The organism is Rhodococcus sp. MurmanLake-1 (genome assembly GCF_056945715.1).
Window position 1 is genome coordinate 33,683 of the sequence record NZ_JBWZNF010000011.1, and the last position, 20,883, is coordinate 54,565.

Here is a 20,883-nt window from a genome sequence, read left to right on the forward strand (position 1 = left end):
CGACGGACTTCTTGTCGGTGGCGGCGATCATATTGCGTCGGACACAGGGGGCAGCGTTATAGTTGCCCAGTGCAACACGACGGAGCAATGGCGCTCACCGGTCCACCAGCTGTTCATGACGAGCTGGTGCACCTCACGCGGCAGCTGATGACGGGGGATCGGCATTCCGATGACCACCCGTCGATCGCGCAGCATTCCTTCCTCTCCTTCATCGGCCGCAACGACGGCTGTAAGGCCACGGAGATCTCCGAAGTCTTCGGCGTCAATCGTTCGACCATCTCGCGCCAAGTGCGCGGGTGCATCGAGGCTGGCTGGGTGTATGCCGATCCGGGATCCGTTCGTCAGGGCAATCCGCTGCATCTCACGGAGGCTGGCCGCAAATACCTCGACGCCGCCGACGCGCGTCGGCTCGACCAAGTCGCCGGCAGGCTGCACGATTGGACCGAGTCCGAGGTCGCAGACTTCGCCCGCGCACTCCACCGCTTCAGAATCAGCATCGAATCGCAGACCAACGGAGATGACACCCTGTGAGTGAGTACAGCGCCAAAGCCCAGTTCACCATCTCCGACAACGAGTCCGTGGTGCACACCGTCTTCGCGCACGCCGAGCGCACACCAGATTTGACGGTGTTCTCCCGCCCCAAGGGCGAGGGTTGGGTAGACGTCACAGCCAAAGAGTTCGCCGAGCAGGTCACCGGCGTCGCAAACGGTCTCATCGCCGCTGGCGTGCAGGCAGGCGACCGCGTCGCACTCCTCTCCGCGACCCGATACGAGTGGACGCTCTTCGACTTCGCCATCTGGGCTGCCGGCGCCGCTACCGTTCCGATCTACGATTCGTCGTCTCAGGGCCAGGTCAGCTGGATCCTCGAAGACTCCGAGGCCGTCATCGCGATCGTCGAAACCGGCGCGCACGAGCAGCTGTTTCAGGACGCGCCAAGCACGCTCAAAGCCGTCATGCAGATCGACGACGGCGCTGTGGAGAAGTTGACCGCACAGGGTGCCGACGTTGACGACACCGAGCTGAAGAAGCGGCTCGCGGGCATCAAGGCCGACGATCTTGCGTCACTCGTCTACACCTCCGGCACGACAGGCCGTCCCAAGGGATGCATCCTCACGCACCGCAACTTCCTGTCCGAGGTGCGCGGGATTCTCACGGCATCGATCGGCAAGGTGGCGGTTCCGGGAAACCGAGTCCTGACCTTCCTGCCGCTCGCTCACGTGCTGGCTCGCGCGGTGTCCCTCGCGACGTTCGAAGCTGGCGCGTCGCAGGCGCACTGGTCCGACTTTGCCACCATTACAACTCAATTCGAGCGGTACAAGCCCAACACCATCCTCGGTGTTCCGCGTGTATTCGAAAAAGTCCGTGACGGCGCAGCACGCAAGGCGGAGTCCGGTGGAAAGATTCCGGGCGCGATCTTCGCTTTCGCAGAAACCACTGCAAAGGAATACAGCGAAGCGCTCGACAAAGGTGGTCCCTCGCTGATCTTGAAGGCGAAGCACGCAGTGGCAGACAAGCTCGTGTACTCGAAGCTTCGTGAAGCTCTCGGCGGCGAATGCTGGTTCGCGATCTCCGGCGGCGGCGCCCTCACTCCTGAGTTGGGGCACTTCTTCCGCGGGCTGGGAGTTCCGATCTACGAGGGCTACGGTCTCACCGAAACTACTGCGGCGCACTGTGTCAACGTCCCAGGTGCTCAGAAGATCGGAACCGTCGGACAGCCCATGGGCGGCAACGGGGTTCGCATCGCCGAGGACGGCGAGATCGAACTCAACGGCGGGGTTGTCTTCAAGGGCTACTGGAAGAACGACAAGGCCACCGAAGAGACATTCGTCAACGGCTGGATGCGGACCGGTGATCTCGGTGAACTCGACAGCGAAGGTTACCTTTCCATCACCGGACGCAAGAAGGACCTTCTGGTGACAGCGGGTGGCAAGAACGTCTCGCCCGGCCCGATGGAAGACCGTATCCGTTCGCATTCCATCGTCTCGCAAGCAGTCGTCGTCGGCGACGGGAAGACCTACATCACGGCGTTGCTGACCGTCGACCCCGAGGTGTTCGAGAAGTGGAAGGCGGAGAACGGCAAGCCTTCTGGTGCCACCGTCGCCGAACTACGTGACGACAAGGGCCTTCGAGCGGAGCTGCAGAAGGCTGTCGACGACGCCAATGCTGCTGTCTCGCATGCAGAGTCGATCAAGAAGTTCGTCATTCTCGATCGCGATCTGACCGAGGAAGACGGTGAGATGACAGCGACGCTCAAGATCAAGCGCAATGTCGTCGTCGATCGGTTCTCGAAGGAGATCGAAGGAATGTACGCGAAGAGCTAGGCGCGTTTGGGGAACTGCTCGCGGTAAGCCATCACGTCATCGAGGCGGAACCTGCGGTGGGTGCCGCGTAGTTCGATCGGGAGTTTCCCGGCGTCGGCGAGTTTGCGTACATAGGTGTCCGAAACGCCGAGGATCTCTGCTGCCTGCGAGGTGGTGAGGAGTTCTGCAACTGGCCCGAGGGCGACGCTGTCCCCGGCAGCGAGGTAGGTCAGGAGCTGCACGACGGCGTCGCCGACCGACGGCGGAATCTCGATGCTCACGCCGTCGAACACCAGCGTGGTCGTGTCCGTCGAGGTTGCGGCTCTCTCGGCCAGGGCCGTTTTGATTCGCTCGGCAGCATCGCCGTCGACTGCGGAAACGATGTGGTCGATGCTCACGCGGTATATCTCCGATCGAAGGCAGTGTTTCGCAAGCATAGACAGCGACAGTGTCCGTCGGCACGCTGGCTAGCGCCGTGTGCGTTGCATTACATGAGTGCCGTGAGTGGAAAACTATTTACCCACGTAGATCGGAATTCGAAGGTTTTGGCGCCCAAAGATATTCGACTCGACGCATATGTAACTCACCAAATTTGGTGTACCCGCAAGTAACATCCTGAGCGTGGCTAGACGATCGGTAACGGTGAGATTCGACGTAGAGGAACTGAGGGCCCTAGAGACCCTCCAAGAGCTCACGGGCGCGGACATTTCCAGCGTCATTCGTGAAGCTGTGATCGAGCATGCTCGTCGATGTGTTGCACAGGGAAAGCCCCGCGACATCGCCGAGCGACGCAAATCGCTGACCTTGCAGGAAGCCTTCGCCAAGTACTCCGCGTTGTGCACCGACGAGGAGCGGGAAGCGTCGTAGCGCTCTGTCGATGCAACGGTGAGCGGTTGAGTTCACAGTGATTCTGACTGTGGCGCTGGGTAGTTCGTCCGAGGAATATTACGGCAACAGAAGTGTTGCGTAGACCTCTGACAGGAGCTGGCCAGTGACGGACGTCCTCGAACTCTCCACCGATGTATTGGTGATCGGTGGTGGCCCCGCCGGCGCGTGGGCAGCGTTGCGCGCGGCCAAAGCCGGTGCAGACGTCGTCCTGGTCGACAAGGGCTACTGCGGAACGAGCGGCGCAACGGCCCCCTCCGGAACGGGTGTTTGGTACGTCGAACCGGATACGACTGCCCGTGAGCGGGCAAAGGCCGGTCGTGAGGCGCTCGGCGGATATCTTGCCGACCACCATTGGATGGACCGCGTCCTCGAGCAGACCTACTCCAACATGGATCTCCTCGCGGTGGAGGGCAGATATCCGTTCCCCGTCGACCCCACCACGGGCAAGCAGATACGCACCGGCTTGCAGGGACCTGAGTACATGCGGCGGATGCGCACCTGGATTCGTCGAGCCGGGGTGCGAATCCTCGACCATTCGCCGGCGCTGGAGTTGTTGGTGGACGACGCCGGGCGAGTTCGCGGAGCTGCGGGCTACCAACGCCACGAACACCAGGACTACCGAGTGTCGGCAGGCGCGGTAGTGGTCGCCAGCGGAGGTTGTGCGTTTCTCTCCGGTGCTTTGGGCACCAACGTCGATACCGGTGACGGTGCATTGATGGCAGCCGAAGTCGGAGCCGAGTTCTCCGGCATGGAGTTCTCCAACGCGTACGGAATCGCAGCGGCCGGATCGACGATCACCAAAACGGCTTACTACGCGTACGCGACATTCTTTCACGCAGACGGAAGCGTGCTCGAAGGTGCCGGTTCGGCGAAGGGGAGGTCCGTCATCGCCAGCACGTTGCGGAACGAGCCGGTCTTCGCGCAGATCGATCGGGCCGACGCTGAGGTGCAGCGTCGAATGAGGCTGGGGCAACCCAACTTCTTCCTGCAATTCGATCGCCGCGGAATCGATCCCTTCACCGACAAATTCGAGGTCGGCATGCTCGCTGAAGGCACGGTGCGCGGCACTGGGGGAATCAACGTCGTCGACGACGATTGCGCGTCATCCGTTCCAGGACTGTTTGCCGCCGGGGACGCTGCGACCCGAGAGCGAATCTGCGGAGGGTTTACCGGCGGGGGAAGTCACAACGCCGCGTGGGCGATGTCCTCTGGTTCATGGGCAGGAACCGGTGCTGCGCGGTATGCGCTGTCGGTCGGACGCGGGGCTACCAGTGGTCTACGCGGAGCCGGAACCGTCGCACTGCGTAGTCCGGTACGAACCCGGTTTGCTGCCGACGATGTGGTGAAAGCTGCTCAGGCGCAGCTGATTCCCTTCGACAAGAACTACCTCCGCAGCGGTGATCGAGTATCCGCAGCGCTCGGTGAGCTCGAATCGCTGTGGGGTGCAGTGAGTGCGGATCTGGGCGCGGATCCAGCAGGTCGGATGGCGGCGCGGCAGGCTGCCGCGATCACGGCCGTCGGTCGCTGGATGTATCACTCGACGTTGGCGCGGACCGAGACTCGGGGAATGAGCAAGCGGGACGATTATCCCGAACTCGATGTGACGCAGCACCATCACGTCCTCACCGGCGGTTTGGATTCGGTGTGGACCCGGACTTCTGAATCTGTCGGGTCTGCACTGGTGGCGTCATGATCGAGCTGGTGTCCGCGCCTGACTGCATCGGCTGCGACAAGTGCGTAGATGTGTGTCCTACAGATGTTTTCGATCGGACGCCGTCGGGCGTCCCGGTGATTGCGCGCCAATCGGATTGCCAGACCTGCTTCATGTGCGAGGCATATTGCCCGACGGATGCGCTGTATGTGCATCCGCAATCCACGCCGTTGGAAACGGCCGATGTGATCGAGGACGATCACATCGGCCGCTACCGAGAGAAGATCGGATGGGGCAAAGGGCGGGCACCTGGGTCCCTGACTGCGGTGGGTCCCGAGGTGCCCCGTCCGGTCACGACCTGACGAGAATCTTGACCGCGGTGTCGTTGTGCTCGATCAGAGTGGTGAACCCTTCGGAGATCAATTCTTCGAGCTGAATACGACCGGTGATGAATGGCGCCAGATCGACGACACCGTCCTGGACCATCTTGATGACCGCTTCATGGTCACGTACGTACGCGATGGTTCCGCGTAGATCGATTTCCTTGAGGACCAGCTTCTGCATGTCGATAGTCGCGGGTTTGCCCCAAATCGACACGTTGACAACAACTCCAGCGGGCCGGACCGTGTCGAGCATGGTGTCGAGGACCGCGTTGACGCCTGCACACTCGAAACCGATGTCTGCGCCGATGCCTCCGCTGAGTTCGAGGACGCGCGCTTTGACGTCTTCGGTGGTGGGATCGATGACGTAGTCGGCGACTCCACTGGAGAGGGCCTTGGCCTTGCGGGCTTCGCTGAGTTCGGTGACGATCGTCGTGACACCCAGACCCTTGAGAACTGCCGCAACGAGGAGTCCGATCGGTCCGGCTCCGCCCACAATTGCAACGTTGCCGCTTTCGGCTCCACTGCGTACGACCGCGTGATGGGCGACGCTCAACGGTTCGATGAGAGCTGCCTCGTCGAGCGGGATGTTGCCGATCTTGTGGATCCAGCGACGGTCGACGACTACCTTCTCGCTGAGCCCGCCACCTCCGCCAGCCAAGCCGATGAACCCCATCTTCGTACACAGGTGGTAGTTGCCCGCCTTGCACGGGGCGCACTCGTTGCAGACGAAGTACGGCTCGACGACAACATTTTCACCGACCTCGACGTCCGTGACACCTTCGCCGACCTCTTCGACGGTGCCGGAGAACTCGTGGCCCATCGTGACCGGCGCATTCTCGTGTGAGAGTGGATGTGGGTGTCCGGGTGCGGAGATGAAGATCGGTCCCTCGAGGTACTCGTGGAGATCCGTGCCGCAGATTCCGCACCATGCGACCTTCAGCTTGACTGTTCCTGGCCGCAATTCGGGCTCAGGGATCTCTTCGATCCGGATGTCTTTCTGCCCGTGGAACCGTGCTGCCTTCATTGATCCGCACCTCACTTCGTTGTGAATCCCCTGGTAGATCGACGCTAGGCCGATTATCGGCGTGGGTGAAGGGTTGCAACGGAATGCAATGGGGTGGAACCGATCGGCGCTGGGGAGCGTCCAATACTGTGAGCGGGCCGCGAACGAGGGGGAGTGCTGTGGGAGTGAGGGGTGCAGTGGTCTTGGTCGCGGCCACGCTGTTGGTTGGGGGTTGTTCCTCGACGGTCGAGGGGCATGCGGTTCGCCCAGATGGAGCTGATGGACTCTTCGACCCATGCTCGGCAATTCCGGACGAAGTTGTCTCGAGTCTTGGCGTTGACGTCGGGACGGAGGACAATGGAGTGCTCGGCGTACGTCAAGCGGAGTTCGAAATCTGTAGCTGGGAATCCGACTGGTACGCGCTGGGCGTTTGGTCGACATTTCACACGCTTGACGACGTTCGTCGAAATCCCAAGGACACTGACATCCGTGATGCTCCAATGGTTGCTCCCGGCGCTGTCACCTTTCGCGAGGTCACCGACGTCCAAAAAAATCTGTGCATGGTCGCGATTCCAGTTGTTCAGGGTGCGGTGTTCGTAAGAGTGGACGCATTTCTGGGCGAGCGACACCAGGAGGAAGTCTGTGCATTGGCGACCCGCCAGGCGATCGCCCTGCTGGCGTACTTACCAAAGTGATACTTGCGTTGAGAGGGATGGCGGCAATGGTTGAGATGTTTTCACTCGATCCGAAAACTGCGGAACTACTGCGCGATTATTGCGGCGACTGGCTTGCTGAGTTGCGCAACCTCTCCGTTCCCGCTCAGCGATTGGGAACAGTTGACGGCTTCGGGACTCTGGGTTCGGCGCAGGCGTTGCGGGACAAGTTCGCGCAGAAGGCTGTCGGTGGTCCCGATGCGCTGGTCGATGTGTTGGCGAGTCATATCGCGGTCGTGGAGGCGATGCAGGCTCAGTTTCAAGCCTGCATCGACAACGCATTGGATCAGGAGTCGTCGAACGTGTCGACTTTGAGGTCGGTCGACCTGCCAAATTGAGGCAGCGAAGTGTCGCTGGAGTGTCCGGGCAGCGAATGAGGGGGAGTGCTGTGGGAGTGAGGGGTGCAGTGGTCTTGGTCGCGGCCACGCTGTTGGTTGGGGGTTGTTCCTCGACGGTCGAGGGCGAGGCTTTCCCTGTCGATGTGATTGGGATGTTTGATCCGTGTGAGGTTCTCAGCAATGAGGAATTGGAGAGAGTCGGAGTTGACCCGGCAACAAAAGAGGTTGACATAGTCAACACCCATATCGATGGGTTCAATATATGCAAGTGGGAAGGATCTTGGTTCTTCCTCCGTCTGACTTCCACAACACACTCGCTTGCGGACGTCGAAGCAAATCCGGTGATGCGCGATCTACATCGAATTCAACTTGCCGGCCGAGAGGTCCTGATGTTCCAGGAACACAATGACAAGGCGGACACCGCGTGCAATATCGCCTTCGCGACTGCTCAGTCCACGGCGATGATTCGAGTGGGTGCGAAAGTCGGTGACCAGCGCCCCGAAACTTCGTGTGAACTGGTTGAGCGGGTCGGTCTGACCGTGTTACCGCTGCTTCCCGAATAACGCTCGGAAGAGATTCGACTCGTAGTGAATTGGAGTATGTGATGTCCGGTTTGTATCTGGAGAAGAGGGTCGCAGAGGATCTGGCGAAGGCGTGTGATGATCTAATTTCGCTGTTCAGGTCACTGTCGGACGATGCGAACTATCTCGGGCAAGTGGGAGGCTTCGGCACTCTCGGATCCGCCCGGGCACTGCAGGTTAAGTTCGAGGAAAAGGCGGTTGGCGGCCCGGATGCGCTCGTCGATGTGTTGGCGAGTCATATCGCGGTCGTGGAGGCAATGCAGGCTCAGTTTCAAGCCTGCATCGACAACGCATTGGATCAGGAGTCGTCGAACGTCTCGACTTTGAGGTCGATCGACCAACCGAACTGAGTCAGTGGATGTGTTGCTGCCAATCGGCTGGGACACGACCCTTAGGTCCCGGCGTCGGCTGATCTACGGGATGTGAAGTGGGCGCCGCCAATTCAGGTCCGTCGTACGCCTCGTTGGTTTCGAAGCTCCAGAACCAATCCTCACCGGGTTCGTAGCTCTGCATGAACGGATGCTTTGTCGAGGCCGCATGCTTGCTCGCGTGCTGTGACGGTGAGGAGTCGCAACACCCCACGTGACCGCATTGCGCGCATCGACGCAGGTGCACCCACCAACCGCCGCTCGCATCGCATTCGACGCATCCCGCGCCACTGGGCGGCACACTCGGATCGATCCCCGCTGGAAGTCCGTCGGTCATGGTCCACCCTCTCGCTGACTGAAGTCGGTCATTTCATCGTGCGCTTTGCCTACCGGCCGTGCAAGGGCGACTAGTCGTCGCGCGTATCCCGCGGTGGGCCCGCGATTGGCAACAAAACTCTGAACCGGGTGTTACCGGGCTCAGACGTGACCCGCAGCTCACCACGATGCTTGCCGACCACAATTCGCCACGAAATATCAAGGCCGAGACCGGTTCCCTCACCGACAGGCTTAGTCGTGAAGAAGGGTTCGAAGATCCTGTCGATGACGTCATCGGGAATCCCGGCGCCGGTGTCGCAGATCTCGATGCACACGCGGTCACCGTCGCGGCTTGTCCGAACGGTGAGTGTTCCCGATCCGTCCATGGCAGACACCGCATTGTCGATCAGGTTTGTCCACACCTGATTGAGTTCGGCGGCGTAGGCGTCGATCGGTGGCAGCGCGAGGTCGTATTCCTTGACCACTTCGATTCCGCTTCCGATCTTTTGCCCCAACATGATCAACGTGCTGTCAAGTAGTTCGTGGACATCGATGGTCTGGAAGGGCGCGCGGTCCATCTGAGAATACTGTTTAGCCGCACCGACGAGAGTCGAAATCCTCGTTGTGGAGTCGGCGATCTCGTTCATCAGGAGTTCGGATTCGATGGTGTAATTCAGCCAGCGAATTGCGCCTTCGAGTACGGACTCGTCAACGGCTGCAGCAACATTCTCGAGCCAAGCGGTGTCGAGACCAGCCTGCACGAAGGTCGGAGCCAGATCCCAACCCTCTCGAATCGAATGATCCTCGAACCATTCACCCAACGAATCCTCTCGATCCGAGGCTTCGAGGGGAGTGAGCGTCGGCGCCTTGGCGACAACCTCTGCAACTTCCTCTTGAAGCCGCATGAGCGTCACGAGGGCATCGCGGTCGTAGGTGCCCGATGCAACCATTCCCAGTTTGTGACGCATACCTGCGACACGCTCGCGCAAAGACGCGGTCGCTCGAACCGCTGCGGCTGCAGGGTTATTGAGCTCGTGAGTCAACCCGGCCGAAAGTGATCCGAGTGCAAGGAGTCGCTCTCGCTGATCGATGATCTGCTGAGTGTTCTTCTTGCCGAAGAAAACACCTTCGAGCAGATGAACCGCCATCGGAAACCACTCGCGCATCGCGTTGCCGAATTTGTCGGCGTCCAGGACGAAAAACGTCGAAGGCGTCGTCACTCGCATCGACCCCGCGTAGACCTGCGGTACACGATCGCCGAGATACGCCGTCCAGCCTCCCGAGTAGACGCCGCGCTGGGTGGTCCTGTTGATCTCGATGTCTTCGCCGCCCGACAGCTTGGACAGCACCACCTCGCCCTCGATGAGGACGTAGAAGCAGGTGGCAGGCTCACCTTCGAGGTAGACCTGACCTCGATCGATCTCGGTGATATGGCCTGCCTGGCACAGTGATTCGAGCTGATCGTCGGTGAGCTTCTCGAACAGGAACAGGGTGCGAAGCAAGTCTGGGCTGCATTCAGGAATGGACATCGAATCTCCCTATTGTTGAGCGAGATAGCGGTGGACGAACATCACGGCCATCGCGCCCTCTCCGACGGCCGACGCGACGCGCTTGGCCGATTCGGCGTGTACGTCCCCGGCGACAAACACTCCGGGGACACTGGTTTCGAGATGATGTGGTGCGCGGTCGAGCGGCCACCCGTCCGGTGTGACGCCTTCGGACGGAAGGTCCGGGCCGGCAAGAACGAAGCCATTTCCGTCGCGGACCACCACGTCTCCGAGCCAGTCGGTCAGGGGAGCGGCACCGATGAAGATGAACAACCACTGAGCATCGACAGTGTCTTCTTCTCCGGTGGCTCTGTTACGCAGTGTGATTCGTTCGAGGTGATCGTCACCCTCAGCGCCGATTACCTCCGTGCACGTGCGCACGGTGATCTTCGGATTCTTTTCGATCTGCTGAATCAGGTAGTAGGACATCGAGGCTTCGAGCGAGTTGCCGCGAATGAGAATGGTGACGGACCTAGCTCCGCGGGAGAGATAGACCGCAGCTTGGCCTGCCGAATTGGCGCCGCCGACTATGTATACATCTTGTTCGCTGCACCGAGCGGCTTCGGTGACAGCTGACCCGTAGTAGACCCCTCGGCCAGTGTATGTATCGAGCCCCGGCGCCGAAAGTTGGCGATAGGAAACACCGGTCGCCAAGATGACCGAGTGGGCGTCGACCGACGAACCGTCGTCGAAACGCACGGTGCGGGCCGAGCCGTTGATTTCCAAACCGGTGACGTCTCGCGCGGTGATGACTTCGGCGCCGAACTTGGTTGCCTGGCGCCTCGCCCGATCGGCCAACTGTGCGCCGGAGACTCCGTCGGGGAAGCCCAGGTAGTTCTCGATCCGCGAACTCTGGCCGGCCTGACCGCCTGTCGCTCGCCGTTCGATGAGGACCGTCCGAAGCCCCTCCGAAGCGCCGTACAGAGCAGCTCCTAGACCCGCAGGGCCGCCGCCGATGACAACGAGATCGTAAAAGTCTTCGGAGAGAGTGGTACTCAACCCGAGTTTGTCGGCAAGTTCGGCGTCGGTGGGCTCGACGAGTACATCTCCATTGGGTGCGATGACGACGGGAAGGCGCAGTTCGTCGGTACCGGCAGCCGAGAGCAGTCGTTGGCCTTCCGGCTCGTCCGACATGTACCAGCGATAGGCAAGTTGGTTGCGTGCCAAGAACTCTCGAACGTCGGATGATCGCTCGGACCAACGATGGCCGATCACCTTTGTTTCCTCGGCGGGGTGATGACTCGAGCTTGCCCAGGCATCGAGCAGCGCATCGATGACGGGGTACAGCTTCTCTTCCGGCGGATCCCACGGCTTGAGGAGGTAGTGGTCGAGGTCGACTACGTTGATGGCGTCGATCGCAGCATCAGTATCGGCGTAGGCGGTCAGTAGAACGCGCCGAGCTACGGGATACAGGTCCATTGCCTGTTCGAGGAACTCGATTCCACTCAAACCGGGCATGCGGTAATCGGCGACGATCACTGCGACTGCATCGCCGCGAAGTTTCATTTCGCGCAAGGTTTCGAGAGCCTGGTCGCCGGACTCCGCACGAATGATTCGGTACTTCTCGCCGTACCGCTTGCGGAGGTCTCGAACGACGGCACGCGAAACACCAGGGTCGTCGTCGACGCTGAGGATCGCTGGTTTGGCCGGGGCTTTCGGTGCGCTCACTCGGTGCCTTCCCGAAGTTGTAGTCAACCTCTCCAGTATGCGACTGCTGAGCTGAGCGTCAATCGCTGGAGATGCGCTCTGAGTGAACCAGCGATCGTGACCTGGGAATTTCAAGATTGCGGGAACCGATCCGGCCTCCGATGCATCCAATACAGTGGGTCCACATCAACAGGGGGTGCCATGCGGGGGTCGGTGGGGGTTGGGCGACTGCTCATGGCTGGGATGTTGGTGTGGGCTGCGGCAGGATGCAGCTCAGTCGTGGAGGGGGCGGCTGAGCCTGCATCCGGCCAAGAGGGTTTGTTCGATCCGTGCAAGGACATCCCGGACTCGGTTCTGGAAGAAGTGGGGCTTGATCCGGCGACCGAGGAAGTTGATATCGCCGGCGTCGAGCAGCCGGGTTGGAAAATCTGTTCGTGGACTGAGTCCTGGTATTACTTGTCGATTTTTTCGACCGAAAGTTCCATCGAGACCACCAAACAGAATCCGAACTACGTGGGATTCAAGCCCGTGACGATCGGCCAGCGAGACGGTGTCGAGTTCCATCTTCAGGCGGATGCCGACCTTGTCAGATGTTTCGTCGCCTTGCCTGCTGCGCAGGGGGCGATTTGGCTCAGCGTCGATACCAAACTTGCTCTTAAGCCCGAAGGGTCGACATGCGAGCTCACGCAACATTACGCGAACCTGCTCGATCAACGTCTCCCCAGTTAAACACGTGTTCTATCGGCCGAATTGAGGATCTAATGTCTGAGACCGATACCTGGCGAACTCCAAGTGCCCACAGCATTGACCTCGACCCAAATGTTGCAGCACAGCTTGCCGTCGCGTGTGAGGGGTTTCTTGCCGAGTTGCAAGACATGGCAGGCAACTTGAACAGACTTACTGCCTTGGACTGCTTTGGGACACTTCAGTCGGGGAAAGACATGGCTGGCAAGTTTGCCCAAAAGGCCACCGGTGATGCCGATTCACTCGAAAAGTCTCTTCTCAGTCAGGCGCTTGTAATCACCGAGATGCGGGACTTCTTCCAGCAATGCGTCGACCGCTACGGCGAAGTCGACGACTCGAATGCCTCTGCACTGGCAAGCGTCGACACCCCTCGATAGACACAAAAAATCTCGCTGAGCCGATGGCATTCGACTCAGCGAGACTTGGGTAACGACTAGCTGGTGGGCAGGGCCTTCAACGACTTGACGGTGGCGTCGACCGCGCGAGCAGCCTCGGCGCCCTTCTTCACGAAATGCGTGCTGAAGTAGTCGACGTGCTCGGCGTGCTCGTGGAAGTGATGCGGCGTCAAGACCACCGAGAAGACCGGAACGTCGGTGTCGAGCTGCACGCGCATCAGACCGTCGATGACAGCCGTCGCCACGAAGTCATGCCGGTAGATACCGCCGTCGACGACCAGACCTGCGGCAACGATCGCCTGGTAGCGGCCGGTCTTGGCCAACCGCCGGGCGTGCAGGGGGATCTCGAAGGCTCCCGGTACCTCGAAGAAATCAACCGTGTCCTTGGGGTAGCCGAGCTCGACGATCGCGTCGGTGAATCCGTCGCGTGCACGGTCGACGATGTTGCGATGCCACGTCGCCTGAATGAACGCGATGCGCTGTCCCTGGATCTCACTCATAACCATGAAACTAGCGCACTTGGAAGCATCGACGCGACCACCCGTCCTAGTCCTGCTGACGGGGGAAGGCGGTCGAACGACCCCATCCGGCGTCATTGGTGAGGTGCTCGAGGAGAGGCTGAATTCGATATGGAAGGGGATTGGTCAGAGCGATGGTCGTGGTCGAATGCGTGACGCCTGGAAGTGACACGATCTGCTCGGCCAACTTCTGCAGCGCCGCGTGCGTCGAGGTGGCGACGCGAACGAGCAAATCCTCGCGACCGGTTGTGGCGTGAATTTCGATCACCTCGGGCAACTCGGTCAGACTCCGAGCGACTGCGCTGATCTTGCCCTGCTCGAGTTCCAGACCGACAAATGCCTGAATCGGGATACCGACCTCGGGGAGATTGAGATTCGGCCGAAACCCGGTGAGAAGTCCGTTGGATTCCATGCGCTTCATTCGCGACTGGACGGTGTTGCGGGCGACGCCCAACGAGTTGGCCAACTCGGCCACACTCATCCTCGAGTCCTTGCTGAGCAGTCCGAGCAACTGGACGTCGAGCTTGTCGATGCTGAGCACTTTGTGAACCTCTCCTCAGTGATATGGGTCACTGGATGATCGAATTGACTAGTTCAAGAGATTTGCATTGACCAAATCGTAGCTCAGGCAGAGCATTGGTTCCACGAATTGCTCAGCGGGATTCTCTTTGGGTTATTTGTCCCCAATAGTACCCAACGGCCATTTCGTCCCAATGTTTCGACTGCACCCCGTTTATCCTTCGGAAAGGTCTATCCCACAATGACTCTCACCGCCGAGCCCGTGAACTCTGTTGTTTCCCATGACGACACTGCGGGCGTGTTCGATCGCGCCGACTACCTGCGCGATTACCCCCACGAGCAGGTGAGCTTCTTCCAGGATCCCGCGAGCGGCCTTAAGGCTATCGTCGCCATCCACTCCACGACGCTCGGCCCCGCGCTCGGCGGAACGCGCTTCTACCCGTACTCCGACGAATCCGCCGCAGTCACAGACGTTTTGCGTCTCTCGCGCGGAATGACCTACAAGGCTGCGGTTGCCGGCGTGGACCTCGGCGGCGGCAAGGCCGTCATCATCGGCGACCCCGCAACGGCCAAGACCGACGAATTGCTCGGCGCCTACGCAAAATTCGTCCAGACCCTCGGCGGCCGCTACATCACCGCTGGTGACGTCGGAACCAACTCCAACGATCTTGACATCATCGGTCGTAACACCGACTTCGTCGTCGGCCGCAACGCTACGGTCGGCGGTTCCGGCGACAGCGCTCCGATGACGGCCCTCGGCGTATTCCAGTCGATGCGCGCCGCGGCACAGTCGCATTGGGGCACTCCGTCGCTCGCAGGCAAGACTGTTGGTGTCGAAGGCACAGGCAAGGTCGGCTACGAGCTGATCAAGCTCCTCCTCGCAGACGGCGCGACCGTTCTCGCGACCGACGTCAACGCCGCAGCGCTCGACCGCGTCAAGGCTGACTTCCCGCAGGTGAGCATCGTCGACAGCATCATCGACGCCGATCTCGACGTTTACGCACCCTGCGCGATGGGCGCAACCCTCACCGACACGACCGCACGCTCGATCAAGGCCGAGGTTGTCTGCGGCGCTGCCAACAACCAGCTCACCGTGCCCGAGGTCGAGAACATTCTCCGCGACCGCGGCATCACCTGGACCCCCGATTACGTCGCCAACGGCGGCGGCCTCATCCAGGTTGCCGGCGAGCTGAAGGGCAACTCGGCCGAAGAGGTCAAGCTCAAGGTCGAGAAGATCTTCGACACGGTCACCGAGATCTTCGCGAAGTCGAAGAACGACGGAATCCTCGCCGGCGAGGCTGCTGACGCGGTCGCCGAGGCTCGGATCGCCGAGGCAGCTCGCGTCGCCAAGGGCTGACATCCCTCTCGCAGTCATGTAGCGCGGCCGGTCCCGACTAGTGTGGACACCAGACGAGCAGATTTTGCAGATCTGGACCACATCAGCCGGTAGACCGGCCGCTATGCGTCGGACGCCGGAAGGGCTTACATGACTGAACAATTCGCAGTGTGGACCGAGAACGACGTCGAGCAATCGGCCCGTTGGGGTTCGACGAGCAACGCCCCGGTGCCCAAGCGCATCGTCGTCGCCGACGACACGATGAAGGCCGACGACGCCTATCGCTTGGCATGCGAAGGCACGGCGTTGTTGTGGCGCGGAGATTTTCAGAACGCTCGCCAACTGTCGAAGGCCGTCGCGTCGCGCATCGACCGCAAGCCGCGCCGAGCGTCCGACGACCCAGCCAAAGCCTTCCATCTCCACCGGCAGACCCAAGGACGCCGCGCGCAGATCCTCGGTATGCTGCTCATTCCCTTGGATGCAGATCTGTCGATTCCACTCCGGCGAGCCCCGGACGCGCAAGTAGCGTTGACCGAAGCCTTCGGGATTACCGGTGAGCCTTCGGTTCGCTCGTTGCGTGACATCCTCGGCGCGATCGGCGCTCACGAGTGGCACCGCAAAGGTGTTTTCATCGAGGCTCTCGACGCACGAGTGCATCCCGCCTTCGGAGTGTTCTCACCCGTCCGCGGGGAGTATGTCGATCTTGTCGCGTCTGCTCCGCTACCGTCGACGGAATCTGCTTTCGATATCGGAACAGGTACCGGCGTTCTTGCTGCCGTCCTGGCGCGGCGTGGAGTTCAGACAGTGACCGCCACCGACCAGGACCCCCGGGCATTGCAATGCGCGCGCACCAACCTGTCGCGGCTTGGCTACGGCGATCAGGTGAACGTGGTGGAAGCAGACCTCTTTCCCGAAGGCACCGCTCCGTTGGTGGTCTGCAATCCTCCCTGGATTCCGGCCAAGGCCACCTCGCCCATCGAATACGCCGTCTACGACCCTGCTGGAGCGATGCTGAAGGGCTTCCTGACTGGTGTCGCAGCGCATCTGGACGATGGGGGAGAAGCGTGGCTGATCCTCTCGGACATTGCCGAACACCTCGGTCTCCGAACGCGATCCGAACTACACGACCTGATTGCGGCCGGTGGGCTCACTGTTGTCGATCGCATCGACGTCAAACCGACGCACGCAAAGGTCAGTGACCGAACCGATGCGCTTCACGCCGCCCGGGCACGAGAGACGACCTCGCTCTGGCGGCTTCGCCGTCGCTGAATTCATTCTCAGTCAACGGCATTTCCCTGCCATGAAATGGTAATGAACGAGTAACAAATCGGGTCTAGCTTTCTTCGCAGTCGCACATCATCACGCACTTCGGAGGAATCTCGATGGAAAACACTCTTGCCCGCAACGCAGCCGAAGACCTGGCGAAAGGTCTTGGCCGACGCGGATTCATGAGGGCAGTCGCGGCTCTCGGTGCGGGAGTAGGCGTTGCGGGTGTGGCTTCGGGATGCGCGCACTCGAACGCATCGCCGGCTGGATCATCCTCCTCTGCGCTGCCGTTCGCCGATGGTGTGCCGATTCTGCAACCGGGCAGCGGAAACGTCAGTGGCGATCACTATCTGAGTTCGGATCCGTCGGACGTCATGTGGGGTTATGTGCCCAACATCCACACCCGCGAGGTGATGCGGATGAAGTCGGGTCAGACCGTCACGATCGACGCCCTCTCGCACGAGGGAATTCTCGAGGATCAAGGGCGCAATCCTCTCGAATACTTCGGTAGCAAAGGCGTTTCCGAGAAGGACGTGCTCGAAGATGCGATTGCCGTTGCGGCCGAATACAACCGAACCGAACGAAACTTCGACAAGGACGGACCGCACGTCGTCACCGGCCCGGTCTTCATCGAAGGCGCCCAGCCTGGAGACGTACTCAAGATCGAGACTCTCGAAGCCATTCCCCGCGTGCCGTACGGCGTTGTGTCGAGCAGACACGGCAAGGGCGCTCTCGCCGTCACAGCAGACGGAACCGCTCCAGCGGGAATCACTCTGGACGAAGTCATGCCGCCGGTCGCCACAGACGGGCGCGCAACAAAGGACCCGCTGAAGTACGGCGGTGTTTCCACTTTCACGGCGATCGAAGACGGCAAGGGCGTGATGCCTTTCGGACAGTCGAAGGTGCGGTTTCCCCTGCGGCCCTTCATGGGAATGATGGGAGTTGCCTATTCCTCGGATGCCGACCCGACGTCCCCGTCGTCGAACTCCATTCCTCCGACCCTGGGCGGCGGAAACATCGACATCAGGCATCTCGGTGTCGGATCAACCTTCTATTTGCCGGTATTCGCTGAAGGCGCCCTCTTCTACGTCGGTGACCCACACATGGCCATGGGCGACGGTGAGGCGGCGCTGACGGCGATGGAAGGATCGCTGCGCGGCACGTTCCGACTCAGTGTGTGCAAGAGGGATTCCGGCGACGCCCCATCGGTGGCATTTGGATACCCGTTCGCCGAAACCGAGGAGGCCTGGATTCCGATCGGCTTGTCCGACCCCAACGGCTCGGTCGATGGCCAGAACAGTGACCTCAACGGAGCCATGCGACGTGCGGTGGTCAACGCACTCGACTTCCTCGAGCATGATCGCGGAATGGATCGAGCGACGGCCTACGCCTATCTTTCTGCCGCAGCGGATTTCACGGTCTCACAGGTAGTCGATCGAACCGTGGGCGTCCACGGCCAGATCTTCAAATCCCACTTCGAATAGTGGGAAACGCGATCTGTCGTGTCAGGACGGATCGTCGAAGAGACTCTGTTGCAAGGGGTCGGCAAACAAGCCCATTTGCTCAGGTTGCGGCTTGGCCGGCGTCTCGGTTCGAGAATTGGGCAGGACCACCAGTCGCAAAGCCCCACGCAAACGGTCGACCATGAGTTCCCACCCACCGACCTGATCTTCGTAGCCCGCGGCTTCTTCGGCATCTCCGCGGCTGTGGGCGTCGACGGCCTGACTACGCAGCTGAATCTGCCATTCGTTACTGATGTGGAGGAGCTGAAGAATCAGATCGCGATCGCGACCGCAGACATCGGCTACCGCATCGAGATCCTCGGCCACATCCAGATCGAGGTGCAGCAGGGTCTCGAGTTCGGGAGGCAGGTCCTCGGCCGTCAGATCGGGCTGCAGCGAGGAGGAATCACCGCTCTTGTTCGCGAAGAAGAGGTCTCCGCCGACGCGCGCGGCGAACTCGTCGTCCACGGTACGCAAGAACGACGTCAGGGCCGCGCACGTATCCGTGAGTTGCTTGGGAACGAATGGCGAACCCGCCACCTCGAGGAACACCGACAGACGGTCGTCGATCAAGACGAACTTGATGCGTGACCACTTGCGGTTGAGATCGGCGATCACCTCGGCTGCACGAGTGCGGTTGCTGATGTCCTGAACGAGCGGGGAGAACAACTGCACGTCCATGGACTCGGACAGTGGACCGACGAACATGACAGTCGAACCGACACGAATGGGTATGTCGCCGTCGCTGTCCCGCTCGGGAAGAGTGCCGAGCATGGGAAGCAGTGCGAGAGTGACCAACTCCTTGAGGTGGTCGACATCGTTGGGCATGTAGGCCGCAGTGGGGTCCAGTGTCGGAAGTTCGGTCGACTCGACAACCGACGGATCGAAATCCGGAGTCTGCTCGTTGCCGGTGAGATCGCTGGATAGAAAAGCCGGGTGCTGCACACCGAACACATCACGGAATGCAGCGACAGTCATCGCTGCGAGCTGATCGGCCCAGTTCTGCGCCTTGTCGACGCAGAAGGCTGGGGAGGTGTTCGGATCGTCGAGATTTTCGGAAGGCGGATGCCAGCCGAGTGCGATCAACTTTTGTTCGTCGGCATCTTCGAGTCGATAGCGCGGATGAAGGAAGTCGTTGGAAGGAACCTCGCAGCGGACTGTGTTCTCGTCCCACACGAGGAACTGAACGCATGGCGCTGCGCCGTCAGCAGGATCGAAGTCGCCGGTGGACGATTCCACGGCAAGCACGTCGCCGTCGACCATGATGGAAATGTGATCGCCGAGGCGACGTTGAAATTCTGCCCACGCACGGTCGACACTGACATCGAGATCGAAGCCCATTGCGCTCATCAGCCACCTCCTTCCGCAAAAGCTCAGACCTATACGGTATCGCGAGGCTCCGACAATGCTGCTGTCCTTTTCCGGTCGACCGGATTGCAGAGGGCGACGAACCGTGACGACGAGCAAGGTTGCCGCAGGTAGATCGGGTATTCGAGAGTGGCGACCGAAGTGTGCCTGTAACCGCCGTCACGCCAGGCGGTATGCAGGCGAAAGACCGAGGACTATCCGGCGAGAACGGGCGAGACCTCGACGACAGGCGGCGTGGACCCGGTCGTGACAACGGGGGTGGTGCTGGTCTTGGTGGTCGTGGCTGTCGCAGTCGGTGACGACGTCGCGGTAGCCGACGCGGTGGTCGTGGACGAGACCGGTGTTGTCGTGCTGGTTGCCGTCGTAGTCGAGGTAGCGGAACTCGAGCTTGTCGCGGTCACCACGAGCGGTTGATTACGAGGAGCAGTCGTTTCGTCTGCGACTCGCCAGGTAGGCGTCGGCGGAATGACAACCGTGGGGACTGCAACCGAGCTGTAGAACGCGGCGGGTTCGATCCCGGCGACGGACTCGACGGAAACCGACGAGACCAGAGCGGGAGGCGTCACCACAGGGCCGCCGGCACCGAATGCGCCGGCTGCTCCGCCGAACACGAGGCCTGATGTCAGAGAGAGAGCGGCCACTGCGACAGCGCCGATCATGACTGTTCTGTCTTTCATGCACACCTGTCCTTCGGGAGCAGTACGGAAGTACTGTAGGCGAAAAGATGCCGCAATGGAGTATCAGGGCCTGCTGGGCGGGACGCGAATCTGTGTGGCGTAGAACACAAAAGGCCCTGGGTGCCGACGCGGACGTCGGCACCCAGGGCCAGGTCAAGCGGTGAATCAGGCGGGGATCGTCAGCACCTGACCGGCGTTGATGAGATCCGGGTTCGGGATGCCGTTTGCATCCGCGATGCGCTGGTACTGGTTGCCGTCACCGTAGAAACGCTCTGCGATCGCCCACAGGGTGTCGCCGCTTTCGACGGTGTAGCTCTGCGCTGCCGGAGCTGCGGGTGCAGGCTCGGGCTCGGGTGCCGGAGCGGGCTCCGGAGCAGCCTCGGCGGCCGGGGCCTCGATTGCGGTGTCCGAAGACCACAGAGCATTTCCACCGGCGGACAGAACGACGTTGCGATCGTCCTGAACCGAGAGGGAGGCACCGTCGTTGCCTGCGGTCTGCGATGCCCACACGGCGTCGGAGTCCTTGTAGATGACGAAGTTTCCGTCAGCCTGCACCTCGGCGCGGTTGGCGCCGGATCCGTTGGTGCCTGCGGCCCAAACAGCCTGTCCGCCCTCGGACAGAACCAGGTTGCCGTCGTCCTGCAAGGTGAGGGTGTACGCGCCGTTGTCGGACTTGAGTTCCTGGCCGACTCCGAGGCTCTGACCTGACTGCAGTGTGCTCACGCTGTCCCTTTCCAAATCTGTTGCGATGACTGTGCCTCCACGATCCCGCTTTACCGTCCAGTTACCTTCTGGCCGTTGGTCTCGTAGGCGACCGAGTGTAC

24 protein-coding genes are annotated in these 20,883 nt (G+C 60.9%); 14 read left to right on the forward strand and 10 right to left on the reverse strand.

The features are described from left to right. Positions 1 to 87: 87 nt before the first annotated feature. Together AC2ETI_RS25330 and AC2ETI_RS25335 are read left to right on the forward strand one after the other, a co-directional pair. The gene (locus AC2ETI_RS25330; protein WP_007726042.1) at positions 88 to 531 is read left to right on the forward strand and encodes a MarR family winged helix-turn-helix transcriptional regulator; all 444 of its coding nucleotides are present in this window, start codon (positions 88 to 90) and stop codon (positions 529 to 531) included. Next, entirely contained in the window at positions 528 to 2,321 is a 1,794-nt protein-coding gene (locus AC2ETI_RS25335; RefSeq protein ID WP_483634572.1) for an AMP-dependent synthetase/ligase, read from the forward strand. The genes AC2ETI_RS25330 and AC2ETI_RS25335 overlap by 4 nt, the downstream gene beginning before the upstream one ends. On the opposite strand, the gene AC2ETI_RS25340 is transcribed toward AC2ETI_RS25335, so the two are convergent. Further along, positions 2,318 to 2,698, reverse strand: coding sequence for a helix-turn-helix domain-containing protein (locus AC2ETI_RS25340; protein WP_003941392.1), 381 nt, complete (start codon positions 2,696 to 2,698; stop codon positions 2,318 to 2,320). The two genes, AC2ETI_RS25335 and AC2ETI_RS25340, sit on opposite strands and share 4 nt — an antisense overlap. A gap of 223 nt (positions 2,699 to 2,921) precedes the next feature. Here AC2ETI_RS25340 and AC2ETI_RS25345 point away from each other — a divergent pair, with 223 nt between their 5' ends. From AC2ETI_RS25345 to AC2ETI_RS25355, 3 genes are all read left to right on the forward strand, one after another. Continuing rightward, positions 2,922 to 3,167, forward strand: a complete 246-nt coding sequence (locus AC2ETI_RS25345; RefSeq protein ID WP_020908376.1) for a hypothetical protein — start codon at positions 2,922 to 2,924, stop codon at positions 3,165 to 3,167. A 124-nt stretch (positions 3,168 to 3,291) separates the two neighbouring features. Beyond that, complete coding sequence (locus AC2ETI_RS25350) at positions 3,292 to 4,881, forward strand: FAD-dependent oxidoreductase (protein WP_483634573.1); 1,590 nt, start codon at positions 3,292 to 3,294, stop codon at positions 4,879 to 4,881. Then, positions 4,878 to 5,201 (forward strand): 4Fe-4S dicluster domain-containing protein, encoded by a 324-nt coding sequence (locus AC2ETI_RS25355; RefSeq protein ID WP_007726052.1) that lies wholly within the window; start codon positions 4,878 to 4,880, stop codon positions 5,199 to 5,201. The genes AC2ETI_RS25350 and AC2ETI_RS25355 overlap by 4 nt, the downstream gene beginning before the upstream one ends. On the opposite strand, the gene AC2ETI_RS25360 is transcribed toward AC2ETI_RS25355, so the two are convergent. Beyond that, positions 5,191 to 6,246, reverse strand: coding sequence for a 2,3-butanediol dehydrogenase (locus tag AC2ETI_RS25360; RefSeq protein WP_003941279.1), 1,056 nt, complete (start codon positions 6,244 to 6,246; stop codon positions 5,191 to 5,193). The genes AC2ETI_RS25355 and AC2ETI_RS25360 overlap by 11 nt on opposite strands. Positions 6,247 to 6,329: 83 nt before the next feature. On the opposite strand from AC2ETI_RS25360, the gene AC2ETI_RS25365 reads away from it, so the two are divergent. From AC2ETI_RS25365 to AC2ETI_RS25380, 4 genes are all read left to right on the forward strand, one after another. Then, positions 6,330 to 6,920 (forward strand): DUF3558 domain-containing protein, encoded by a 591-nt coding sequence (locus AC2ETI_RS25365; protein WP_483634614.1) that lies wholly within the window; start codon positions 6,330 to 6,332, stop codon positions 6,918 to 6,920. Positions 6,921 to 6,946: 26 nt separating this feature from the next. Next, positions 6,947 to 7,276, forward strand: coding sequence for a hypothetical protein (locus AC2ETI_RS25370; RefSeq protein ID WP_228117901.1), 330 nt, complete (start codon positions 6,947 to 6,949; stop codon positions 7,274 to 7,276). A gap of 68 nt (positions 7,277 to 7,344) precedes the next feature. Beyond that, positions 7,345 to 7,839 (forward strand): DUF3558 family protein, encoded by a 495-nt coding sequence (locus AC2ETI_RS25375; protein WP_483634574.1) that lies wholly within the window; start codon positions 7,345 to 7,347, stop codon positions 7,837 to 7,839. A 41-nt stretch (positions 7,840 to 7,880) separates the two neighbouring features. After that, positions 7,881 to 8,207: a hypothetical protein gene (locus AC2ETI_RS25380; protein WP_007726060.1), complete on the forward strand. Its 327-nt coding sequence runs from the start codon at positions 7,881 to 7,883 to the stop codon at positions 8,205 to 8,207. Between the two features lies 1 nt (position 8,208). Here AC2ETI_RS25380 and AC2ETI_RS25385 read toward each other — a convergent pair whose 3' ends face one another. From AC2ETI_RS25385 to AC2ETI_RS25395, 3 genes are all read right to left on the reverse strand, one after another. After that, positions 8,209 to 8,562, reverse strand: a complete 354-nt coding sequence (locus AC2ETI_RS25385) for a UBP-type zinc finger domain-containing protein (protein WP_003941317.1) — start codon at positions 8,560 to 8,562, stop codon at positions 8,209 to 8,211. A gap of 70 nt (positions 8,563 to 8,632) precedes the next feature. Continuing rightward, positions 8,633 to 10,069, reverse strand: coding sequence for an ATP-binding protein (locus AC2ETI_RS25390; protein ID WP_003941311.1), 1,437 nt, complete (start codon positions 10,067 to 10,069; stop codon positions 8,633 to 8,635). A 9-nt stretch (positions 10,070 to 10,078) separates the two neighbouring features. Continuing rightward, the gene (locus tag AC2ETI_RS25395; RefSeq protein ID WP_021334150.1) at positions 10,079 to 11,755 is read right to left on the reverse strand and encodes an NAD(P)/FAD-dependent oxidoreductase; all 1,677 of its coding nucleotides are present in this window, start codon (positions 11,753 to 11,755) and stop codon (positions 10,079 to 10,081) included. Between the two features lie 213 nt (positions 11,756 to 11,968). Between AC2ETI_RS25395 and AC2ETI_RS25400 the strand changes: the two genes are divergently transcribed. Both AC2ETI_RS25400 and AC2ETI_RS25405 read left to right on the forward strand, forming a co-directional pair. Continuing rightward, a complete protein-coding gene (locus tag AC2ETI_RS25400; RefSeq protein ID WP_080657184.1) occupies positions 11,969 to 12,463 on the forward strand; it encodes a DUF3558 domain-containing protein in 495 nt (164 codons plus the stop codon). Between the two features lie 212 nt (positions 12,464 to 12,675). Beyond that, the gene (locus AC2ETI_RS25405) at positions 12,676 to 12,855 is read left to right on the forward strand and encodes a hypothetical protein (protein WP_483634575.1); all 180 of its coding nucleotides are present in this window, start codon (positions 12,676 to 12,678) and stop codon (positions 12,853 to 12,855) included. A 56-nt stretch (positions 12,856 to 12,911) separates the two neighbouring features. Here AC2ETI_RS25405 and AC2ETI_RS25410 read toward each other — a convergent pair whose 3' ends face one another. Next, positions 12,912 to 13,373 (reverse strand): 6,7-dimethyl-8-ribityllumazine synthase, encoded by a 462-nt coding sequence (locus AC2ETI_RS25410; protein ID WP_003941401.1) that lies wholly within the window; start codon positions 13,371 to 13,373, stop codon positions 12,912 to 12,914. A 46-nt stretch (positions 13,374 to 13,419) separates the two neighbouring features. Further along, positions 13,420 to 13,932 carry an Lrp/AsnC family transcriptional regulator gene (locus AC2ETI_RS25415; protein WP_003941343.1) on the reverse strand — a complete coding sequence of 171 codons (513 nt, stop codon included), beginning with the start codon at positions 13,930 to 13,932 and terminating at the stop codon, positions 13,420 to 13,422. Between the two features lie 219 nt (positions 13,933 to 14,151). Between AC2ETI_RS25415 and AC2ETI_RS25420 the strand changes: the two genes are divergently transcribed. From AC2ETI_RS25420 to AC2ETI_RS25430, 3 genes are all read left to right on the forward strand, one after another. Next, entirely contained in the window at positions 14,152 to 15,267 is a 1,116-nt protein-coding gene (locus AC2ETI_RS25420) for a Glu/Leu/Phe/Val family dehydrogenase (protein ID WP_007726076.1), read from the forward strand. 129 nt (positions 15,268 to 15,396) lie between these two features. Then, positions 15,397 to 16,515: a methyltransferase gene (locus AC2ETI_RS25425; protein WP_256065412.1), complete on the forward strand. Its 1,119-nt coding sequence runs from the start codon at positions 15,397 to 15,399 to the stop codon at positions 16,513 to 16,515. A gap of 113 nt (positions 16,516 to 16,628) precedes the next feature. After that, complete coding sequence (locus AC2ETI_RS25430; RefSeq protein ID WP_483634576.1) at positions 16,629 to 17,996, forward strand: acetamidase/formamidase family protein; 1,368 nt, start codon at positions 16,629 to 16,631, stop codon at positions 17,994 to 17,996. Positions 17,997 to 18,017: 21 nt separating this feature from the next. Here the strand turns inward: AC2ETI_RS25430 and AC2ETI_RS25435 are convergent, their stop codons facing one another. The 3 genes from AC2ETI_RS25435 to AC2ETI_RS25445 form a co-directional block, all read right to left on the reverse strand. Continuing rightward, positions 18,018 to 19,364 (reverse strand): T3SS (YopN, CesT) and YbjN peptide-binding chaperone 1, encoded by a 1,347-nt coding sequence (locus AC2ETI_RS25435; protein ID WP_483634577.1) that lies wholly within the window; start codon positions 19,362 to 19,364, stop codon positions 18,018 to 18,020. Between the two features lie 212 nt (positions 19,365 to 19,576). Beyond that, positions 19,577 to 20,059 carry a hypothetical protein gene (locus AC2ETI_RS25440; protein ID WP_095971529.1) on the reverse strand — a complete coding sequence of 161 codons (483 nt, stop codon included), beginning with the start codon at positions 20,057 to 20,059 and terminating at the stop codon, positions 19,577 to 19,579. Between the two features lie 165 nt (positions 20,060 to 20,224). After that, positions 20,225 to 20,782 carry a LysM peptidoglycan-binding domain-containing protein gene (locus AC2ETI_RS25445; protein ID WP_020908363.1) on the reverse strand — a complete coding sequence of 186 codons (558 nt, stop codon included), beginning with the start codon at positions 20,780 to 20,782 and terminating at the stop codon, positions 20,225 to 20,227. Between the last annotated feature and the right edge of the window lie 101 nt (positions 20,783 to 20,883).

What these genes read in the sequence shown, in the direction of transcription:
- AC2ETI_RS25355 (WP_007726052.1), top strand. Translation starts at nt 4,878, where the DNA reads ATGATCGAGCTGGTGTCCGCGCCTGACTGCATCGGCTGCGACAAGTGC.
- AC2ETI_RS25330 (WP_007726042.1), top strand. Translation starts at nt 88, where the DNA reads ATGGCGCTCACCGGTCCACCAGCTGTTCATGACGAGCTGGTGCACCTC.
- AC2ETI_RS25440 (WP_095971529.1), bottom strand. Translation starts at nt 20,059, where the DNA reads ATGAAAGACAGAACAGTCATGATCGGCGCTGTCGCAGTGGCCGCTCTC.
- AC2ETI_RS25365 (WP_483634614.1), top strand. Translation starts at nt 6,330, where the DNA reads ATGCAATGGGGTGGAACCGATCGGCGCTGGGGAGCGTCCAATACTGTG.
- AC2ETI_RS25420 (WP_007726076.1), top strand. Translation starts at nt 14,152, where the DNA reads ATGACTCTCACCGCCGAGCCCGTGAACTCTGTTGTTTCCCATGACGAC.
- AC2ETI_RS25435 (WP_483634577.1), bottom strand. Translation starts at nt 19,364, where the DNA reads ATGAGCGCAATGGGCTTCGATCTCGATGTCAGTGTCGACCGTGCGTGG.
- AC2ETI_RS25425 (WP_256065412.1), top strand. Translation starts at nt 15,397, where the DNA reads ATGACTGAACAATTCGCAGTGTGGACCGAGAACGACGTCGAGCAATCG.
- AC2ETI_RS25430 (WP_483634576.1), top strand. Translation starts at nt 16,629, where the DNA reads ATGGAAAACACTCTTGCCCGCAACGCAGCCGAAGACCTGGCGAAAGGT.
- AC2ETI_RS25385 (WP_003941317.1), bottom strand. Translation starts at nt 8,562, where the DNA reads ATGACCGACGGACTTCCAGCGGGGATCGATCCGAGTGTGCCGCCCAGT.
- AC2ETI_RS25400 (WP_080657184.1), top strand. Translation starts at nt 11,969, where the DNA reads ATGGCTGGGATGTTGGTGTGGGCTGCGGCAGGATGCAGCTCAGTCGTG.
- AC2ETI_RS25405 (WP_483634575.1), top strand. Translation starts at nt 12,676, where the DNA reads ATGGCTGGCAAGTTTGCCCAAAAGGCCACCGGTGATGCCGATTCACTC.
- AC2ETI_RS25380 (WP_007726060.1), top strand. Translation starts at nt 7,881, where the DNA reads ATGTCCGGTTTGTATCTGGAGAAGAGGGTCGCAGAGGATCTGGCGAAG.
- AC2ETI_RS25410 (WP_003941401.1), bottom strand. Translation starts at nt 13,373, where the DNA reads ATGAGTGAGATCCAGGGACAGCGCATCGCGTTCATTCAGGCGACGTGG.
- AC2ETI_RS25390 (WP_003941311.1), bottom strand. Translation starts at nt 10,069, where the DNA reads ATGTCCATTCCTGAATGCAGCCCAGACTTGCTTCGCACCCTGTTCCTG.
- AC2ETI_RS25360 (WP_003941279.1), bottom strand. Translation starts at nt 6,246, where the DNA reads ATGAAGGCAGCACGGTTCCACGGGCAGAAAGACATCCGGATCGAAGAG.
- AC2ETI_RS25370 (WP_228117901.1), top strand. Translation starts at nt 6,947, where the DNA reads ATGGTTGAGATGTTTTCACTCGATCCGAAAACTGCGGAACTACTGCGC.